Here is an 18,892-nt window from a genome sequence, read left to right on the forward strand (position 1 = left end):
CTTGTTTCCTCCTTTCTGCCTTAATGATTATGCTTTAACCGCACTTTTGATTTTTAATAGAGCTTTTTTAGCTCCCGGTACGTTACCTTTGATTAATAATAAGTTACGTTCAACGTCAACCTTTACAATTTCAAGGTTTTGTACAGTAATTTGCTCGCCACCCATACGACCTGGTAATGCTTTACCTTTAAATACGCGGTTTGGAGCTACAGGACCCATAGAACCTGGGCGACGGTGATAACGAGAACCGTGTGCCATTGGTCCGCGAGATTGCCCGTGGCGCTTGATAGAGCCTTGGAAACCTTTACCCTTTGAGATTCCTGTTACATCTACGATATCGCCTTCAGCGAATACATCTACTTTGACTTCCTGACCAATCTCTAACTCAGCTAAACCTTCCCCGCGGAATTCACGTACGAAGCGCTTAGGAGCAGTACTTGCCTTTGCGACATGTCCCTTTTCAGGTTTGTTTGATAGCTTTTCACGCTTGTCATCAAAACCTAATTGCACAGATACATATCCGTCAGTTTCAACAGTTTTCTTTTGAAGAACTACGTTTGGAGCTGCTTCAACAACTGTTACCGGGATAAGATCACCATTTTCAGCAAATACTTGAGTCATACCGATTTTTCTTCCTAAGATTCCTTTGGTCATTACAGTCACACCTCCTATTAATTATCATCTTTTATTTCATTGTTTGAAGTTTCAATGTTACATCTTTTATAGTTCAAAATTAAAGTTTAATTTCGATATCTACGCCAGATGGTAAGTCTAAACGCATTAATGAATCAACAGTTTGTGGTGTTGGGTTCACAATGTCGATTAGACGCTTATGAGTACGCATCTCAAATTGCTCACGAGAGTCCTTGTACTTATGCACCGCACGAAGAATTGTATAAACAGATTTTTCGGTTGGTAATGGTATCGGACCTGATACAGCAGCACCAGAACGCTTTGCTGTTTCCACAATTTTTTCTGCAGATTGATCAAGAATCCTGTGATCATATGCTTTCAAACGGATACGAATCTTTTGTTTTGCCATTATTTTCCCTCCTTTTCGCCTATTTTAAAATAGACATTCTCCGTGAAAATTTCCCACACACTCGCCATGGCAAAGCGGCCGGGTGTGTCAGCAACCTTCCACATCATCGCAGTCAAAGACCAACATTGTCTATTATACAATGAATCATAAAGGAAATGCAATATTAAATTTCATTTCTTTATCAATCACACTTGTTCTATTATATAGACTACCGCTGACGTTTTCAAGTACACGGGAAATAGACGAACTATTAAATGAAAAGGACATCGAAATTAATTTAAGTTAAGAAAATATTAATGCTCTCCCAGCATTGATGAAATGGAAGATTGCTCTGGATCAGATTGATGGGGTTTTAGTTTCATTACGGGGACTTTGAACACCGCTGTTGTGGGTATGGTGGTTTTCTACGACTATAATCTTAAAAATTATTTGCTCTTGAAAAAAACAACACGTTTTTTCCAAGAGCAGTATTTTAACTTGCTCCTATGTCATAAAATTACTCATAGAATGTAGTAAAAGACTCCACCGGTACCCTTGATGTCCCGAAAGCTGGAGCTTGGGCTTTTCCAATAGCAATTAGCGTTATCGGAAATACATTTGCAGGTAAGTCAAAACGCTTAGCAAACTTTTCCTTATCAAAACCACCCATTGTCACTGTATCGTATCCACGATCTTTTGCAAGTAGCATGAACTGCATAGCAAACGCACCAGCATCATAGGCAGCAATTAGCTTTCTTGTTTCTTCAGGAACGTTTGGATAAAAGTTTAACGTATTTTTAATGGTGTTATTGGCAATTTCTTGAGAAACATGACCTTCTGCTACATTTTGATTGAAAATCTCCTCTGCATTTTTGTATGCTTCTGAATCACCAAGAATAGCAACAACTGCAGAAGATTCTTCAATTTGAGCTTGGTTGTTTCCAATAGCACGCAGTTCTTTTTGCAATTCCTTATTTTTGATTACGATAACACGCCATGGCTGTAAATTACTTGAAGATGGAGCCTCTGAAGCAAGACGCAACAGCTTTTCAATCTCCTCTTTAGCAATGGTATAATTCGGATCGTAAGAGCGGACCGACTTACGTTGTTGTACAATTTCGTCAAGTTGTGACATTATGATTTCCTCCTAAACTTACTATTCATTAGCTTTATTAACTTACCATTTGTAAGTTAATGAGTCAAGGAGGAACTCTCATGTTATAATGCAAGTATTAATAAAACTAGGAGGAACATAAATGGAATCATCTCCAAACAACAACAGAACCCAACTGGATCAAAACGGACATCCTAGCAGTATTTGCGTTAACTATCAAAAAACTATTGAATTTATCGGTCAAAAATGGGTAGGGATGATCATTTATACTTTACTTGACGGACCTAAAAGATATTATGAATTAATGGAAATGATTGAAGGGATTTCGGACAGACTTCTCACCGAAAGATTAAATGAATTAGTAAAAGAAGGACTTGTCAGAAAGAGTTATTTGGAGGGATCTTTAAAAAAGGTTCAATACGAGTTAACACCAAATGGGAAAGGATTGCAGGATATCATTTCCGCCATTCATAAATGGGTCGAACAAAAAGACATATTGAATAAACGATGAAGCGTTAACTCTAGCCACAAATAATACTATTAAGAATAGAAGATAAATAAAAAAAGCAGATAGGTCGTCACCTATCTGCTTTTAATATTGTCTAGCTATTACTCAACAATCGCAGTAACAACACCAGAACCTACAGTACGTCCGCCTTCACGGATTGAGAATCTAGTACCATCTTCAATTGCGATTGGAGAAATAAGCTCAACGTTCATTTCAATGTTATCTCCAGGCATAACCATTTCTACACCTTCTGGTAAATTAACAACACCAGTTACATCAGTTGTACGGAAGTAGAACTGAGGACGATAGTTTGAGAAGAATGGAGTATGACGTCCACCTTCGTCTTTAGATAATACGTAAACTTCAGCTTTAAATTTTGTGTGTGGTGTAATTGAACCTGGTTTAGCAAGTACTTGACCACGTTGGATTTCTTCACGAGCAACCCCACGAAGAAGTGCTCCAATGTTGTCTCCAGCTTCAGCATAATCAAGAAGTTTACGGAACATTTCTACTCCAGTTACTGTAGTAGATTTTGGCTCTTCAGCAAGACCAATGATCTCAACCACGTCACCAACTTTAACTTGACCACGTTCAACACGGCCAGTAGCAACTGTTCCACGACCAGTGATAGAGAATACGTCCTCAACAGGCATCATGAATGGCTTATCAGTCTCACGAGTTGGATTTGGAACATATTCGTCAACAGCATTCATTAATTCAATGATTTTTTCTTCCCAAGCTGCATCTCCTTCAAGAGCTTTAAGAGCAGAACCCTTGATTACAGGAATATCATCACCAGGGAATTCATATTCTGATAATAGGTCACGAACTTCCATTTCTACTAATTCAAGAAGTTCTTCGTCGTCTACCATATCACACTTGTTCATGAATACAACCAAGTGTGCAAGACCTACGTTACGAGAAAGTAGGATATGTTCACGAGTTTGTGGCATTGGACCATCAGCAGCAGATACTACTAAGATACCGCCGTCCATTTGAGCAGCACCAGTGATCATGTTCTTAACATAGTCAGCATGCCCTGGGCAGTCAACGTGTGCATAGTGACGGTTAGCTGTTTCATACTCAACGTGAGAAGTGTTGATTGTGATTCCACGCTCTTTTTCTTCTGGAGCGTTGTCGATTTGATCATAGCCGCGTGCTTCACCGCCACCTGCTTTTGCAAGTACAGTTGTGATAGCAGCTGTTAAAGTTGTTTTACCATGGTCAACGTGACCAATAGTTCCGATATTAACGTGTGGTTTTGAACGGTCAAATTTTTCTTTAGCCATTAGGAAAATCCTCCTTTAAATATAGAAAAGTTTAAGTATATGGATGCCGTAGGAAAAAGTTATTCCTTTCCTACAGCTTCGTACATAAGTAGTTATACTTTAAAGACAGGCGAAAATCAATTATTCACCTTTATTTTTCTTGATGATTTCTTCTGAAATTGATTTTGGCACTTCTTCGTAGTGGTCAAAGTGCATAGAGAATACTCCACGACCTTGAGTGCTTGAACGTAAAGTTGTTGCATAACCAAACATTTCAGAAAGTGGAACCATAGCACGGACAACTTGCGCATTACCACGAGCATCCATACCTTCAACACGTCCGCGACGGGAAGTGATGTTACCCATAATATCTCCCATGTATTCTTCAGGGATGATTACTTCAACTCTCATCACCGGCTCTAAAATAACAGGGTTACATTTTGATGCTGCATTTTTAAGGGCCATAGAAGCAGCGATTTTAAACGCCATTTCTGAAGAGTCAACATCATGGTATGAACCATCAAAAAGTCTTGCTTTAATATCTACTACTGGGTAGCCTGCAAGAAGTCCTCTTTCAAGAGCATCTTCAAGTCCAGCTTGAACAGCAGGGATGTATTCACGAGGAACGACACCACCGACGATACCATTTTCGAATTCGAAGCCTTTTCCTTCTTCGTTTGGTGAGAATTCAATCCAAACGTGTCCGTATTGTCCACGTCCACCTGATTGACGTGCGAACTTTCCTTCAACTTGAGCAGATGTACGGATTGTTTCGCGGTAAGCAACCTGTGGCGCACCAACATTAGCTTCAACTTTGAATTCACGCTTCATACGGTCTACAAGGATATCTAAGTGAAGCTCACCCATTCCAGCGATGATAACCTGACCAGTCTCCTGGTTCGTATGCGCACGGAATGTAGGGTCTTCCTCTTGTAGTTTTTGAAGTGCCGTTGTCATCTTATCTTGGTCAGCTTTTGACTTAGGCTCGATTGACAATTCAATAACCGGTTCTGGGAATTCCATTGATTCAAGGATAACCGTTGCTTTTTCATCACATAAAGTGTCGCCTGTTGTTGTATCCTTTAAACCAACTGCAGCTGCGATATCTCCAGCGTATACCATTGAAATCTCTTCACGGCTATTCGCATGCATTTGTAGAATACGTCCTACGCGCTCACGCTTACCTTTTGTAGAGTTTTGTACATATGAGCCAGAGCTTAATGTACCAGAATATACGCGGAAGAATGTTAATTTACCAACATAAGGATCAGTCATAACTTTAAATGCAAGTGCAGAGAACGGCTCGTTGTCGTCTGAATGACGTTCAACTACCTCATCACTATCAGGAAGTGTACCTTTAATAGAAGGAACATCTAATGGTGATGGAAGATAATCAATGACTGCATCTAGCATCTTTTGAACACCTTTGTTTTTGAAAGCAGAACCGCAAATAACTGGGTATAATTCAACATTAACGGTACCTTTACGGATAGCAGCTTTTAACTCATCCGTAGTGATTTCCTCACCACCAAGGTATTTTTCCATTAAGTCTTCGTCAAGTTCTGACACTGCTTCAATTAACTTTTCACGGTATTCTTCAGCTTGATCCATATATTCAGCTGGGATTTCACGCTCTTCAATATCCGTTCCAAGGTCATTTCCGTAGAAAGTAGCTTTCATTTCTACAAGGTCAATGATTCCTTCGAACGCATCTTCTGCTCCAATTGGTAATTGGATTGCTACAGCGTTAGCTTGCAAGCGATCATGAAGAGTTTTTAAAGAATAAAGGAAGTCCGCACCTAGCTTATCCATTTTATTAACGAATACAACACGTGGAACTCCATAAGTTGTTGCTTGACGCCAAACTGTTTCTGTTTGTGGTTCAACACCAGACTGTGCATCAAGAACAGCTACCGCACCATCTAATACACGAAGAGAACGCTCAACTTCAACTGTGAAGTCTACGTGTCCCGGTGTGTCGATGATGTTAACGCGGTGACCTTTCCATTGTGCAGTTGTTGCTGCAGATGTAATTGTAATCCCACGTTCTTGCTCTTGCTCCATCCAGTCCATTTGAGACGCACCTTCATGTGTTTCACCGATCTTATGAATACGACCAGTATAATAGAGTACGCGCTCAGTTGTTGTTGTTTTACCAGCATCAATGTGAGCCATGATACCGATATTGCGAGTATTTTCTAAGGAGAACTCTCTTGCCATTCAGTTTTTCTCCTTCCATATGAGTGTATTTTTTATTAAAAAGAGATTACCAACGATAATGTGCAAATGCTTTGTTTGCTTCAGCCATTTTATGTGTATCTTCACGTTTCTTCACTGATGCACCAGTGTTGTTAGCTGCATCAAGAATTTCGTTAGCAAGACGCTCTTCCATTGTCTTTTCACCACGAAGACGTGAATAATTTACTAACCAGCGAAGACCTAAAGTAGTACGGCGCTCTGGACGCACCTCTACTGGTACTTGGTAGTTAGATCCACCTACACGGCGTGCTCTTACTTCAAGAACAGGCATAATGTTCTTAAGGGCTTGATCAAATACTTCCATTGGGTCTTTGCCAGTACGTTCACGAATAATATCAAATGATGAGTAAAGGATAGATTGTGACTTACCTCTTTTACCATCAACCATCATTTTGTTGATTAAACGAGTAATTAACTTTGAATTGTAAATTGGATCTGGTAATACATCTCTTTTTGCTACAGGACCTTTACGTGGCATATTTCTTCCTCCTTTCAAAGAAGCTTATTTTTAAGTTTTTATTTCTTTGATTCTTTTGGTTTCTTCGTACCGTATTTAGAACGACCTTGCATACGGTTGTTTACTCCAGCTGTATCTAAAGCTCCACGAACGATGTGATAACGTACCCCCGGTAAGTCTTTTACACGTCCGCCGCGGATTAATACTACACTGTGCTCTTGAAGATTGTGTCCGATACCAGGAATATATGCAGTTACCTCAATGCCGTTTGTTAAACGCACACGAGCATATTTACGTAACGCTGAGTTCGGTTTCTTCGGAGTCATTGTACCAACACGAGTACAAACACCGCGTTTTTGTGGAGATGATACATCAGTTTGTGCTTTTTTGAAGCTGTTATAACCTTTGTTAAGTGCTGGTGATTTTGACTTTTCCTCTTTTGATTTACGAGGCTTGCGCACTAATTGGTTAATAGTAGGCATTTATGTTTCCTCCCTTCACTTTTTCATTTAAGCCCACACATCCAGGTGGTTCATTTTGAAACAAAAAACAAAGTCCTTGCAGTTAATCTGCAAAAACAGTTTTTAATGGGTTATCGCAACGGTAGATGCGGCAACTTCTATGCCACAAGCTTTCCCTAGTGATTTCATAGAATCAACATAGATTACCGGGGTGTTTGTTTCTTTAGCTGTACTTACAACTGAAGCTGTCACATGGGGATCAGCATCAGACGCCACTAGTACTTCTTTTACGTTTCCATTCCTCAGCGCTTTTACCGTCTGCTTTGTTCCTACTATAATTTTTTTCGCCTGCAATACTTTTTCATAAGACATCGATCATATCCTCCAAAGTAACAGGTAATAGGAGCACCTTTGCTATATTAGCATTTTCTAAAACCAATGTCAATAAAAGTTTAAAAATTTTATTAGAAGTGGTTTGTCATTGTTAGTTTTTGCTCCGCTTCAACTCTTCCACTCACACAGCTATTTCAAAACCCATTCTAAAAATGCGGTACTCACCATTTGGTAAGCACCGCATTGTTCATTGTTAACTTTACTCAACTGTTACAACATCTTCAGATTCTTCGATTGCGGCAACTGGTTCCGCTTTACGGTAGCGTTGCATACCCGTACCGGCTGGAACAAGTTTACCAATAATGACATTTTCCTTTAATCCTAGTAACTCATCACGTTTTCCTTTAATCGCAGCATCTGTAAGAACTCTTGTCGTTTCTTGGAAAGACGCAGCGGATAAGAAGGAATCTGTTTCAAGGGAAGCTTTCGTGATACCAAGCAATACTGGACGACCGGTTGCTGGTAATTTTCCTTCAAGCAAGGCTTTTTCGTTTGCATCTGTAAATTGGTGAATATCGAGTAAGGAACCTGGTAAAACATCTGTTTCCCCTGCATCGACGACACGGATTTTGCGAAGCATTTGACGAACCATTACTTCCACGTGCTTATCGCCAATTTCAACCCCCTGCATTCGATATACCTTCTGTACTTCTTTAAGCAAGTACTCTTGAACAGCTGTTACATCCTTTACTTTAATAAGTTCTTTCGGATCGATTGAACCTTCTGTGAGTTCCTGACCTCGTTCTACACGATCATTAACAACAACCTTTAAGCGAGCAGTATAAGGAGCCGTGTACGTACGTGATTCAATTTCCCCTTGAACAACGATCTCATGTTGGCGATCACGGCCTTCATTAATGCCGACGACAACACCTTCAATTTCAGATATAACCGCTTGACCTTTTGGATTACGTGCTTCAAAGATTTCTTGAATACGCGGTAGACCTTGTGTAATATCGTCTCCAGCAACCCCACCTGTGTGGAATGTACGCATTGTTAACTGTGTACCTGGCTCACCAATGGATTGAGCAGCGATAATACCAACCGCTTCACCCACTTCAACTTCTTGACCAGTTGCAAGGTTACGACCGTAGCATTTTTTACATACGCCGTGGCGAGTATTACATGTAAAGGCTGAGCGAATCCATACCTCTTCAATATTCGCTTCCGTAATCTCAGCAGCTAAATCTTCTGTGATTAATTCATTTTCTGGAACAATTACTTCATTCGTTTCAGGGTGTTTAATCGCTCTTCTAGCATAACGACCGATTAGGCGCTCATCTAGAGATTCGATAATTTCTGTTCCATCACGTAATGCACTTACCAACAAGCCTCTATCTGTGCCACAATCATCTTCACGAACGATGACATCTTGAGCTACATCGACAAGACGGCGTGTTAAGTAACCAGAGTCAGCCGTTTTAAGTGCAGTATCTGCAAGACCTTTACGGGCACCGTGCGTAGAGATAAAGTACTCTAATACGGTCAAACCTTCACGGAAACTTGAGATAATCGGCAACTCAATGATACGTCCAGCCGGGTTCGCCATCAATCCACGCATACCAGCAAGCTGGGTGAAGTTTGATGCGTTACCACGGGCACCTGAGTCACTCATCATAAAGATTGGATTTGTCTTCTCTAATGATTTCATCAGTTTTGCTTGTATATTATCTTTCGCTGCACTCCAAATAGAGATTACCCGATCGTAGCGCTCATCTTCCGTGATTAATCCACGTCTGAATTGCTTCATCACGTTATCTACTTTGCTTTGTGCTTCTTCGATAATTTCTTGCTTTTCTTTCAATACAACGATATCTGCTACACCAACTGTGATACCAGCTTTTGTAGAATATTTGAAACCAAGATTCTTCATGCGGTCAAGCATTTTAGAGGTTTCAGTAATTTTGAATCGCTTAAATACTTCAGCAATGATATTCCCAAGAATTTTCTTCTTGAATGGGTCTACCAACGGTAAGCTTTTAATGATTTCTTTTACATCCGCACCCTTTTCTACAAAGTATTTCTTCGGAGTTTCCTCTTCTAAATTACTTTTTGTAGGTTCATTAATGTAAGGGAATGATTCTGGTAAAATCTCATTAAAAATCAGTTTACCTACTGTTGTAATAAGAAGCATATTATTTTGTTCTTCTGTAAATGTTTCGTTATTTAAAGATCCTGCATGAACAGCTACACGAGTATGCAGATGAACATAACCGTTTTGGTAAGCAATTAATGCTTCATTTGTATCCTTAAAGACCATTCCTTCGCCAACAGCATTCTCACGTTCTAGTGTAAGGTAATAGTTACCAAGGACCATATCCTGCGATGGAGTAACAACCGGCTTCCCATCCTTAGGGTTGAGAATGTTTTGTGCTGCAAGCATAAGAAGTCTTGCTTCTGCTTGTGCTTCAGCAGATAACGGAACGTGTACTGCCATTTGGTCACCATCAAAGTCCGCATTGTATGCTGTACATACAAGTGGGTGAAGGCGAATAGCACGACCTTCTACAAGAGTTGGTTCAAAGGCCTGAATCCCAAGTCTGTGTAGAGTAGGGGCGCGGTTTAAAAGAACCGGATGCTCCTTAATGACATCTTCAAGCACATCCCAAATCTCAGGAGATAAACGCTCGATTTTACGCTTTGCCGATTTGATATTATGAGCTAATCCTTTTTCAACAAGCTCCTTCATTACGAAAGGCTTAAATAGTTCAATCGCCATTTCCTTCGGTAATCCGCATTGATACATCTTTAGGTTCGGTCCAACTACGATAACGGAACGTCCTGAATAGTCAACACGCTTACCAAGAAGGTTTTGACGGAAGCGTCCTTGTTTCCCTTTAAGCATATGTGAAAGAGATTTTAACGGACGATTACCAGGTCCAGTAACTGGGCGCCCACGACGACCGTTATCAATTAATGCATCGACAGCTTCTTGAAGCATACGTTTTTCGTTTTGTACGATGATGCTTGGTGCTCCTAAATCTAATAGCCGCTTTAGGCGGTTATTGCGGTTAATCACTCGACGATATAGATCATTTAAATCGGATGTCGCAAAACGTCCCCCATCCAATTGAACCATCGGGCGAAGCTCCGGTGGAATAACTGGAAGCACATCTAAAATCATCCAAGATGGCTCATTTCCTGAATTACGGAATGCTTCTAACACTTCAAGTCGTTTAATCGCTCTTGTACGACGTTGACCTTGAGCTGTTTTTAATTCTTCTTTTAAGAAATCAACTTCTTTATCGAGATCGATATCAGTCAAAAGCTTTTTAATCGATTCTGCACCCATAGAAGCTTGAAATTTATTACCGTATTTATCACGATATGCACGGTATTCTTTCTCAGATAAAAGTTGTTTCTTTTCTAGCGGTGTGTCACCTGGTTCAGTAACCACATACGAAGCAAAATAAATGACTTCTTCTAAAGCACGTGGAGACATATCTAAAATTAATCCCATTCTGCTTGGGATTCCTTTGAAATACCAAATATGTGAGACAGGAGCAGCTAATTCAATATGTCCCATACGCTCACGACGAACCTTAGCTCTGGTAACTTCAACACCACAGCGGTCACAAACAACGCCTTTATAACGAACACGTTTGTATTTTCCGCAATGGCATTCCCAGTCCTTTTGTGGTCCAAAAATACGTTCGCAGAAAAGACCATCTTTTTCTGGTTTTAATGTACGATAGTTAATTGTTTCTGGTTTTTTCACTTCACCAAATGACCAAGAGCGAATTTTGTCGGGTGAAGCTAGACCGATCTTCATATACTCAAAATTATTGACATCCAGCAAGGGGCCTACCTCCCTTTTGATCTACAGGTTTTACCCTTTTTGCTAATCTATGATTACAATTTTCCGCAGTTTCCCCCCGTAACAACAGAGAGAAACTGCGCATGATTTCATGAACTCGTACAGTGTAAGTTATTCTTGTATCCCAACTTTTTCGGATTCTATTTCCTCACTGACAGGAGCGACGGTTAATGATTCTACTTGCCCCTCTTCATCATCCTCTAAATCGCGCATTTCAATTTCCTTTTCATCGCCAGAAAGGATTTTAACATCCATCCCTAAGCTTTGAAGTTCTTTCATCAATACGCGGAATGATTCAGGGACACCTGGTTCAGGGACATTTTCACCTTTGACGATCGCTTCGTATGTTTTCACACGACCAACGACGTCATCGGATTTTACGGTTAAAATTTCTTGTAGGGTATAAGCCGCACCATAGGCCTCTAATGCCCAAACTTCCATTTCTCCAAATCTTTGTCCACCGAACTGAGCTTTACCACCAAGTGGCTGCTGAGTAACAAGTGAATAAGGACCTGTTGAACGAGCATGGAGCTTATCGTCAACCATGTGAGCAAGCTTAATCATGTACATAACCCCGACAGAAACGCGATTATCGAACGGCTCACCAGACCGGCCATCATAAAGGATTGTTTTTGCGTCGCGATCCATTCCTGCTTCTTCTATCGTGGACCACACATCTTCCTCAGTTGCACCGTCGAATACCGGTGAAGCTACATGAATGCCTAGCTGTCTCGCAGCCATACCTAAATGAAGCTCTAACACCTGACCGATGTTCATTCGAGAAGGAACCCCTAGTGGGTTTAACATAATATCAACTGGCGTTCCATCCGGTAAATACGGCATATCCTCTTCTGGTAAAATACGAGAGATAACCCCTTTGTTACCGTGACGTCCGGCCATTTTATCTCCTTCGTGAATTTTCCGTTTTTGAACGATATAAACACGAACTAACTGGTTCACACCTGGAGGAAGTTCATCACCATCTTCACGGTTGAAGACTTTTACGTCATGAACAATCCCTCCGCCACCATGTGGTACACGAAGCGATGTATCACGAACTTCACGAGCCTTCTCACCGAAAATCGCATGTAATAAACGTTCTTCCGCAGTAAGCTCTGTTACTCCTTTAGGGGTTACTTTACCGACTAGCAAATCCCCGTCCTTTACTTCCGCACCGATGCGAATAATCCCACGCTCATCAAGATTTCTTAGCGCATCTTCCCCAACGTTTGGAATATCACGAGTGATTTCCTCTGGTCCTAATTTTGTATCGCGGGATTCTGATTCATACTCTTCAATATGAATTGAAGTATAAACATCATCTTTAACAAGACGTTCACTCATGATAATGGCATCCTCATAGTTATAACCATCCCATGTCATGAATGCAACTAATACATTTCGTCCAAGCGCAAGTTCTCCAAGTTCCATCGAAGGTCCATCTGCAAGAATTTCTCCTTTTGTCACACGATCGCCAACAGCGACGATTGGACGCTGGTTGTAACAAGTACCTTGGTTAGAACGGACAAACTTCAACATCCGGTATTTATCAAGGTTCCCTTTCACTTCTTGACCATCTACGACAGTCATGCGACGAACCCATACTTCTCTTGCTTCCACATGCTCAACAATACCTTCGTGCTTACAGATAACAGCAGCTCCAGAATCTTTACCGGAGACATACTCCATCCCTGTACCTACACGCGGTGCCTCTGGTTGCATAAGTGGTACCGCTTGTCGCTGCATGTTCGCACCCATCAAGGCACGGTTCGAATCATCGTTTTCCAAGAACGGGATACATGCAGTTGCAGCAGATACTACCTGTTTAGGAGAAACATCCATATAATCAATACGTTCTCTTTTTACAACTGTATTTTCTCCGCGAAAACGTGAAATAATATCTTCATCTAAGAAAGAGCCATCTTCAGCTAAACGCGCATTCGCTTGGGCTACAACGTAGTTATCTTCTTCATCAGCAGTTAAGTAATCAATTTGATTCGTTACTTTTCCTGTTTCAGGATCAACGCGACGGTAAGGAGTTTCAATGAAACCAAAGCGGTTCACCTTTGCATAGGAAGATAAAGAGTTGATCAAGCCGATGTTTGGCCCTTCAGGTGTTTCAATCGGACACATACGGCCATAGTGGGAATAGTGAACGTCACGCACTTCCATCCCTGCCCGTTCGCGCGTTAAACCACCTGGTCCTAATGCAGATAGACGACGCTTATGCGTAAGCTCCGCTAATGGATTCGTCTGATCCATAAATTGAGACAACTGTGAGCTTCCAAAGAATTCTTTAATAGAAGCGATCACTGGACGAATATTGATCAATTGTTGTGGAGTAATCGTATTCGTATCTTGAATCGACATTCTTTCACGAACCACACGTTCCATACGAGACAACCCGATGCGGAACTGGTTTTGTAAAAGCTCGCCAACTGAACGAAGACGACGATTTCCTAAATGATCGATATCATCTGTGTCCCCTACTCCATAGAGCAAGTTAAAGAAATAACTAATAGAAGCAATGATATCTGCCGGAGAAATGTTCTTGACAGCTTCTTCTACATAGGCATTTCCAATAACATTAATAACTTTCTCTCCATCTTCATTTGGAGCATATATTTTAATTGATTGAAGTAAAACATCGTTCTCAACGACACCACCAACAGGAGTGATCGTTTTGAATCCAATATTTTTCTCTAAATGTGGAATAATACGATCTAACGTACGTCGATCAAGCAGCGCTCCTTTTTCAGCAATGATTTCGCCTGTTTCAGGATCGACAAGTGTTTCTGCTAAACGCTGATTAAATAAACGATTCTTTATGTGAAGTTTCTTATTAATCTTATAACGCCCTACATTCGCTAAATCGTAGCGCTTCGGATCAAAAAATCGAGAAACCAATAAGCTTTTCGCGTTCTCTACGGTCGGTGGTTCACCTGGACGTAGACGCTCATAAATTTCCAATAACGCTTTATCTGTGCCTTCTGTGTTGTCTTTTTCGAGAGTATTACGAATGTATTCGTTCTCTCCGATTAAATCAAGAATCTCTTGATCAGAACCAAACCCAAGTGCACGCAAAAGAACCGTAACAGGTAATTTCCTCGTACGATCTATCCTTACGTAAACCACATCTTTGGCATCAGTTTCATACTCTAACCAAGCACCACGGTTCGGAATTACAGTGGCAGCGAAACCTCTTTTACCATTTTTATCAACTTTTCCGCTATAGTACACACTTGGAGAGCGTACTAATTGCGAAACGATAACCCGTTCCGCCCCGTTAATAACAAAGGTTCCGGTTTCTGTCATCAAAGGAAAATCTCCCATGAAGACATCCTGATCCTTCACCTCGCCCGTCTCTTTATTGACAAGACGAACTTTTACTCGCAATGGCGCTGAATATGTAACATCTCGTTCCTTCGATTCCTCAACGGAATACTTTGGTTCGCCAAGGCTGTAATCAATAAACTCAAGAGACAGATTACCAGTGAAGTCCTCGATCGGTGAAATATCCTGAAACATCTCACGCAATCCTTCATCCAAAAACCATTGATAAGAAGAGGTTTGGATTTCAATAAGATTTGGTAATTCTAATACTTCACTGATTCGTGCGTAACTTCTCCGCCTACGGTGTCGTCCATACTGAACTAGTTGACCTGTCAACTGATTCACCCCTCAAATCAAGCGTTATAGTGCATCTATTGCTGTCTTATAGAATAAAGGCGCCTTGATTGGCTAAAACAATCCAAAAGGCCTTATCTTATAAGACAAAAAAGAAAAAGGGTTTTATTCTCAAAAACCACATTTTTCACATTACGAACTATTATTTTGTTAGTTTTTCCTTACTAAACCAACTTTATACAATTTTCGTTGAAATTAGTAATTACACCAGTTTATATTATGTTGGCATTGTATAATATTATCATAGTGAAAATGTCAAGTCAAATATTTTTTTGCACGTAAAATAAAATAACCTTTTTTCTTTTCAACCGTTTCTACATCACCAAAAAGCGCGCTTATTTTTTCAATTGCAGAAGGAGCTCCTTGCTTTTTTTGAATGACAACCCAAAGTTCTCCCCCATCCTTCAAATAAGAAAAGCTTTGTTCAAAAATTTGATGAACGATTTTTTTACCAGCGCGAATAGGCGGATTCGTTAAGATCGCAGCAAATTGTTGCTGCTTGACATTTGTGAGACAGTCACTTTCATAGATCGATACCTTCGATATGCCATTTATTTCAGCATTCTCCTTCGCCAAGGATAAAGCTCTTTCGTTGACATCGACCATATGGACATGACGTCCTGTATCTTTCGCCAAAGCCAATCCGATCGGACCATAGCCGCAGCCAACATCCAAAAGATCGCCCGCTATTTCCGGCAAACGAAACGATTCCACCAATAGCCTTGACCCAAAATCGACCTCTCCTTTTGAAAAAACACCATTATCCGTCTTAAATTTCAGATCGCACCCTCGTAAAGTAAAGTTCCAATGCTTCGGATTACTCTCAACCCTCTGTTCCCGTGAATAATAATGTTCAGACATCGTTCCACCTCTTTCTACATGCATTATAAAAAACTTTATACTGAAACACAAAAAAGCCCGCTGTATTAGCGAGCTTTTTATTCATGAACGAAATTACTTAACCTCTACGCCAGCTCCAACTTCTTCAAGCTTAGCTTTGATTTCTTCAGCTTCCTCTTTAGAAGCTCCTTCTTTAAGTGGTTTTGGAGTGTTATCAACAAGTTCTTTTGCTTCTTTAAGTCCAAGACCTGTGATTTCACGAACAACCTTGATAACTTTGATTTTTTGATCTCCTGCAGAAGCAAGAACAACATCAAATTCAGTTTTTTCTTCAGCAGCACCGCCAGCAGCAGCTCCACCCATAACGGCTACAGGAGCAGCAGCAGTTACGCCAAATTCTTCTTCAATAGCTTTTACTAGGTCATTTAATTCTAAAACAGTCATGTTTTTAACTGCTTCAATGATTTGTTCTTTAGTCATGATTTAATTTCCTCCTTGGAATGTTTTCGTTTATTTTTAAAACCCAATCAAAATTTCTGATTTATGCGCCTTGTTCTTCTTTTTGATCTGCCACAGCTTTTGTAGCAAGAGCAAGGTTGCGGATAGGTGCTTGAAGCACGCTGAGTAACATAGAAAGTAAGCCTTCGCGGGATGGTAGATCTGCAAGAGCTTTAATGTCATCAACTGTTGCTACATTTCCTTCGATAACACCTGCTTTAATTTCAAGAGCCTCGTGCTTTTTCGCAAATTCATTAAGAATTTTCGCTGGTGCAACTACATCTTCTGTACTGAACGCAATTGCGTTTGGTCCTGTAAGAACCTCATTCAATCCAGTAAGTTCAGTAGCTTCTGCAGCACGGCGAGTTAAAGTGTTTTTGTACACTTTGAATTCGATTCCAGCTTCACGAAGCTGTTTACGAAGTTCAGTTACTTCTGCAACGTTTAAACCACGGTAATCAACAACAACTGTTGAAACACTTGATTTTAATTTACCAGCAATTTCGTCAACGATTGTTTGCTTTTGTTCGATAGCGTTGCCCATCTTTACACCTCCTGTAGATTTCTACACTTATACCGATTCAAATGCGCCTTGGCGGTTTTGCGCCCACTCAGGTAAGAAGGCATCCGCCGGAGACTTTATTTTATTCAGCCCGAGGTCAAATCCGGCTAAATAAAATAAAAACCTCCACATCAAACAGACATGGAGGAAGTATACAATAGTCGCAGTACAACTAATTCATTCATCTATCGTATGACCTCGGTAGGGAAAATTTAAGCCGAAAGGCCCCTACTGTCTGCGGTACAAATGTTATTTATTTTTCACAACAGAATTTATTATATAAAATACAATCCTGATTGTCAATTTATATTTTAATTATTTTGCAACAGAAGAAGGATCAACCTTAACTCCCGGTCCCATTGTTGTCGTAACTGTTACATTTTTCATGTACGTTCCTTTTGCTGCCGCTGGCTTCGCCTTCATCAATGTATCGAAAATTGTGTTGAAGTTTTCAACTAATTTTTCATTTTCAAATGAAGCTTTTCCAATTGGCACATGAACGTTACCAGATTTATCAACACGGTATTCTACTTTACCAGCTTTGATTTCATTAACTGCTTTCGTTACATCAAAAGTAACGGTACCAGTTTTAGGATTTGGCATTAAACCTTTAGGTCCTAATACACGACCAAGCTTACCAACTTCACCCATCATATCTGGAGTAGCCACGATAACATCAAACTCGAACCAACCTTGGTTGATTTTGTTGATATACTCTGCATCTCCTACATAATCTGCACCAGCAGCTTCTGCTTCTTTCATTTTTTCGCCTTTAGCAAAAACTAATACACGTTGAGTTTTACCGGTTCCGTTTGGAAGAACAACAGCTCCACGGATTTGCTGGTCGGCTTTCTTAGGATCAACCCCTAAACGAAAAGCCGCTTCAACAGTTGCATCAAATTTAGCAAAATTTGTTTTCTTTGCAAGATCAATTGCTTCTTCTACAGGATAAGCTTTTAGACGATCTACAAGCTTTGTAGCTTCTAAATACTTCTTACCTTTTTTAGTCATTTTATTTCCTCCTTGAAATGTGGTTTTAGCGGAATAACCTCCCACTGCGAAAAGCGAGGCGCCTTGACCAGCCCCGACAAGCACAAGACGAGCCGGAAAGAAGGTTGTTCTTTAACCTTCATTACGGATTGACTTGTGACCAAGGGAAAATGCTTTTCAATTTTCCACTCGAGGGGCTAGGCGCCACAGCTAGACAAAACGAAAAGCGCAAGAGCCTTGTTCATGGGCGACAAGTATAAGACGAGCCGACATGGAGGTTGTTCTTTAACCTCCTTGACGGATTGGCTTATAACCTCGAACCCATAGGATCTGGAGCTAGTCATCAAAAAAGCGCAAAGCACTTTTGACAGAACAAAGGTTGCGAGTGAAACCAAATTCAACGTCGCAACCCCATTTAATCAACCTTAAACTAAGCATGAATTAGTCTTCGATAACGATACCCATGCTGCGTGCAGTACCTTCAACCATGCGCATAGCTGCTTCAACGCTAGCTGCATTTAAATCAGGCATTTTTGATTCAGCAATCTCGCGTACTTTATCACGCTTAACTGTTGCTACCTTATTACGGTTCGGTTCACCAGAACCAGACTCGATTCCAGCTGCTTTCTTAAGAAGAACGGCAGCAGGCGGAGTTTTCGTAATAAATGTAAATGAACGGTCTTCAAACACCGTAATTTCAACAGGTATGATTAAACCAGCTTGTTCAGCTGTACGAGCGTTAAACTCTTTACAGAATCCCATGATATTAACACCTGCTTGACCTAGTGCCGGTCCAACTGGTGGTGCTGGATTCGCTTTAGCTGCAGGGATTTGCAATTTTACTACCTTAATTACTTTTTTAGCCACGAGACACACCTCCTTAAAGTCCGTGATGTGGTAATAGGGTGATTTTACGAATAAAATAAACCCTCCCACTCAACTAGTTGTCTTTATATTCACAAATAAAGAACTCGGCAATATTCCGTCTCTTTCTCGAGACATACTGACCTATGAAAT

Annotated in this window: 16 protein-coding genes and 1 other annotated feature; of the genes, 1 reads left to right on the forward strand and 15 read right to left on the reverse strand. The window is 40.5% G+C overall.

What is annotated here, in order from left to right:
- Positions 1-27 precede the first annotated feature (27 nt).
- The 3 genes from rplC to NST02_RS01355 form a co-directional block, all read right to left on the reverse strand.
- Complete coding sequence (rplC, locus tag NST02_RS01345; protein WP_095313721.1) at positions 28-654, reverse strand: 50S ribosomal protein L3; 627 nt, start codon at positions 652-654, stop codon at positions 28-30.
- A gap of 79 nt (positions 655-733) precedes the next feature.
- Positions 734-1,042, reverse strand: a complete 309-nt coding sequence (gene rpsJ, locus NST02_RS01350; protein ID WP_003354783.1) for a 30S ribosomal protein S10 — start codon at positions 1,040-1,042, stop codon at positions 734-736.
- Between the two features lie 496 nt (positions 1,043-1,538).
- Complete coding sequence (locus NST02_RS01355; protein WP_095313719.1) at positions 1,539-2,156, reverse strand: nitroreductase family protein; 618 nt, start codon at positions 2,154-2,156, stop codon at positions 1,539-1,541.
- Positions 2,157-2,277: 121 nt separating this feature from the next.
- On the opposite strand from NST02_RS01355, the gene NST02_RS01360 reads away from it, so the two are divergent.
- Positions 2,278-2,646, forward strand: coding sequence for a winged helix-turn-helix transcriptional regulator (locus NST02_RS01360; protein ID WP_095313717.1), 369 nt, complete (start codon positions 2,278-2,280; stop codon positions 2,644-2,646).
- A 98-nt stretch (positions 2,647-2,744) separates the two neighbouring features.
- On the opposite strand, the gene tuf is transcribed toward NST02_RS01360, so the two are convergent.
- From tuf to rplK, 12 genes are all read right to left on the reverse strand, one after another.
- The gene (tuf, locus tag NST02_RS01365) at positions 2,745-3,932 is read right to left on the reverse strand and encodes an elongation factor Tu (protein WP_095313715.1); all 1,188 of its coding nucleotides are present in this window, start codon (positions 3,930-3,932) and stop codon (positions 2,745-2,747) included.
- 120 nt (positions 3,933-4,052) lie between these two features.
- On the reverse strand, positions 4,053-6,131 hold the full coding sequence (fusA, locus tag NST02_RS01370) for an elongation factor G (protein ID WP_095313712.1): 2,079 nt from the start codon (positions 6,129-6,131) through the stop codon (positions 4,053-4,055).
- Between the two features lie 46 nt (positions 6,132-6,177).
- A complete protein-coding gene (rpsG, locus tag NST02_RS01375) occupies positions 6,178-6,648 on the reverse strand; it encodes a 30S ribosomal protein S7 (RefSeq protein WP_019157082.1) in 471 nt (156 codons plus the stop codon).
- Between the two features lie 38 nt (positions 6,649-6,686).
- Positions 6,687-7,109: a 30S ribosomal protein S12 gene (rpsL, locus tag NST02_RS01380; protein ID WP_095313710.1), complete on the reverse strand. Its 423-nt coding sequence runs from the start codon at positions 7,107-7,109 to the stop codon at positions 6,687-6,689.
- Positions 7,110-7,211: 102 nt separating this feature from the next.
- Positions 7,212-7,460, reverse strand: coding sequence for a 50S ribosomal protein L7ae-like protein (locus tag NST02_RS01385; protein WP_095313708.1), 249 nt, complete (start codon positions 7,458-7,460; stop codon positions 7,212-7,214).
- Positions 7,461-7,680: 220 nt separating this feature from the next.
- The gene (rpoC, locus tag NST02_RS01390; protein ID WP_095313706.1) at positions 7,681-11,280 is read right to left on the reverse strand and encodes a DNA-directed RNA polymerase subunit beta'; all 3,600 of its coding nucleotides are present in this window, start codon (positions 11,278-11,280) and stop codon (positions 7,681-7,683) included.
- 129 nt (positions 11,281-11,409) lie between these two features.
- Positions 11,410-14,967 (reverse strand): DNA-directed RNA polymerase subunit beta, encoded by a 3,558-nt coding sequence (gene rpoB, locus NST02_RS01395; protein WP_095313704.1) that lies wholly within the window; start codon positions 14,965-14,967, stop codon positions 11,410-11,412.
- A gap of 273 nt (positions 14,968-15,240) precedes the next feature.
- A complete protein-coding gene (locus NST02_RS01400; protein WP_095313702.1) occupies positions 15,241-15,846 on the reverse strand; it encodes a class I SAM-dependent methyltransferase in 606 nt (201 codons plus the stop codon).
- Between the two features lie 93 nt (positions 15,847-15,939).
- Entirely contained in the window at positions 15,940-16,305 is a 366-nt protein-coding gene (rplL, locus tag NST02_RS01405) for a 50S ribosomal protein L7/L12 (protein ID WP_095313699.1), read from the reverse strand.
- A 61-nt stretch (positions 16,306-16,366) separates the two neighbouring features.
- Positions 16,367-16,867, reverse strand: coding sequence for a 50S ribosomal protein L10 (gene rplJ, locus NST02_RS01410; RefSeq protein WP_095313695.1), 501 nt, complete (start codon positions 16,865-16,867; stop codon positions 16,367-16,369).
- Positions 16,868-16,993: 126 nt separating this feature from the next.
- Positions 16,994-17,144 (reverse strand) — a sequence feature (ribosomal protein L10 leader region).
- 56 nt (positions 17,145-17,200) lie between these two features.
- Positions 17,201-17,941: a 50S ribosomal protein L1 gene (gene rplA / locus NST02_RS01415; protein ID WP_444544519.1), complete on the reverse strand. Its 741-nt coding sequence runs from the start codon at positions 17,939-17,941 to the stop codon at positions 17,201-17,203.
- A gap of 375 nt (positions 17,942-18,316) precedes the next feature.
- Positions 18,317-18,742 (reverse strand): 50S ribosomal protein L11, encoded by a 426-nt coding sequence (gene rplK / locus NST02_RS01420; protein WP_019157072.1) that lies wholly within the window; start codon positions 18,740-18,742, stop codon positions 18,317-18,319.
- Positions 18,743-18,892 lie beyond the last annotated feature (150 nt).

This window comes from Robertmurraya sp. FSL W8-0741 (assembly GCF_038004005.1).
In the GTDB taxonomy this organism is placed as follows: domain Bacteria; phylum Bacillota; class Bacilli; order Bacillales; family Cytobacillaceae; genus Robertmurraya; species Robertmurraya siralis.

Coding starts and splice junctions, on each gene's coding strand:
- rplJ (WP_095313695.1), bottom strand. CDS start 16,867: ATGGGCAACGCTATCGAACAAAAGCAAACAATCGTTGACGAAATTGCT.
- rplL (WP_095313699.1), bottom strand. CDS start 16,305: ATGACTAAAGAACAAATCATTGAAGCAGTTAAAAACATGACTGTTTTA.
- rplC (WP_095313721.1), bottom strand. CDS start 654: ATGACCAAAGGAATCTTAGGAAGAAAAATCGGTATGACTCAAGTATTT.
- fusA (WP_095313712.1), bottom strand. CDS start 6,131: ATGGCAAGAGAGTTCTCCTTAGAAAATACTCGCAATATCGGTATCATG.
- NST02_RS01400 (WP_095313702.1), bottom strand. CDS start 15,846: ATGTCTGAACATTATTATTCACGGGAACAGAGGGTTGAGAGTAATCCG.
- rpsL (WP_095313710.1), bottom strand. CDS start 7,109: ATGCCTACTATTAACCAATTAGTGCGCAAGCCTCGTAAATCAAAAGAG.
- NST02_RS01355 (WP_095313719.1), bottom strand. CDS start 2,156: ATGTCACAACTTGACGAAATTGTACAACAACGTAAGTCGGTCCGCTCT.
- NST02_RS01385 (WP_095313708.1), bottom strand. CDS start 7,460: ATGTCTTATGAAAAAGTATTGCAGGCGAAAAAAATTATAGTAGGAACA.
- tuf (WP_095313715.1), bottom strand. CDS start 3,932: ATGGCTAAAGAAAAATTTGACCGTTCAAAACCACACGTTAATATCGGA.
- rpsJ (WP_003354783.1), bottom strand. CDS start 1,042: ATGGCAAAACAAAAGATTCGTATCCGTTTGAAAGCATATGATCACAGG.
- rpsG (WP_019157082.1), bottom strand. CDS start 6,648: ATGCCACGTAAAGGTCCTGTAGCAAAAAGAGATGTATTACCAGATCCA.
- NST02_RS01360 (WP_095313717.1), top strand. CDS start 2,278: ATGGAATCATCTCCAAACAACAACAGAACCCAACTGGATCAAAACGGA.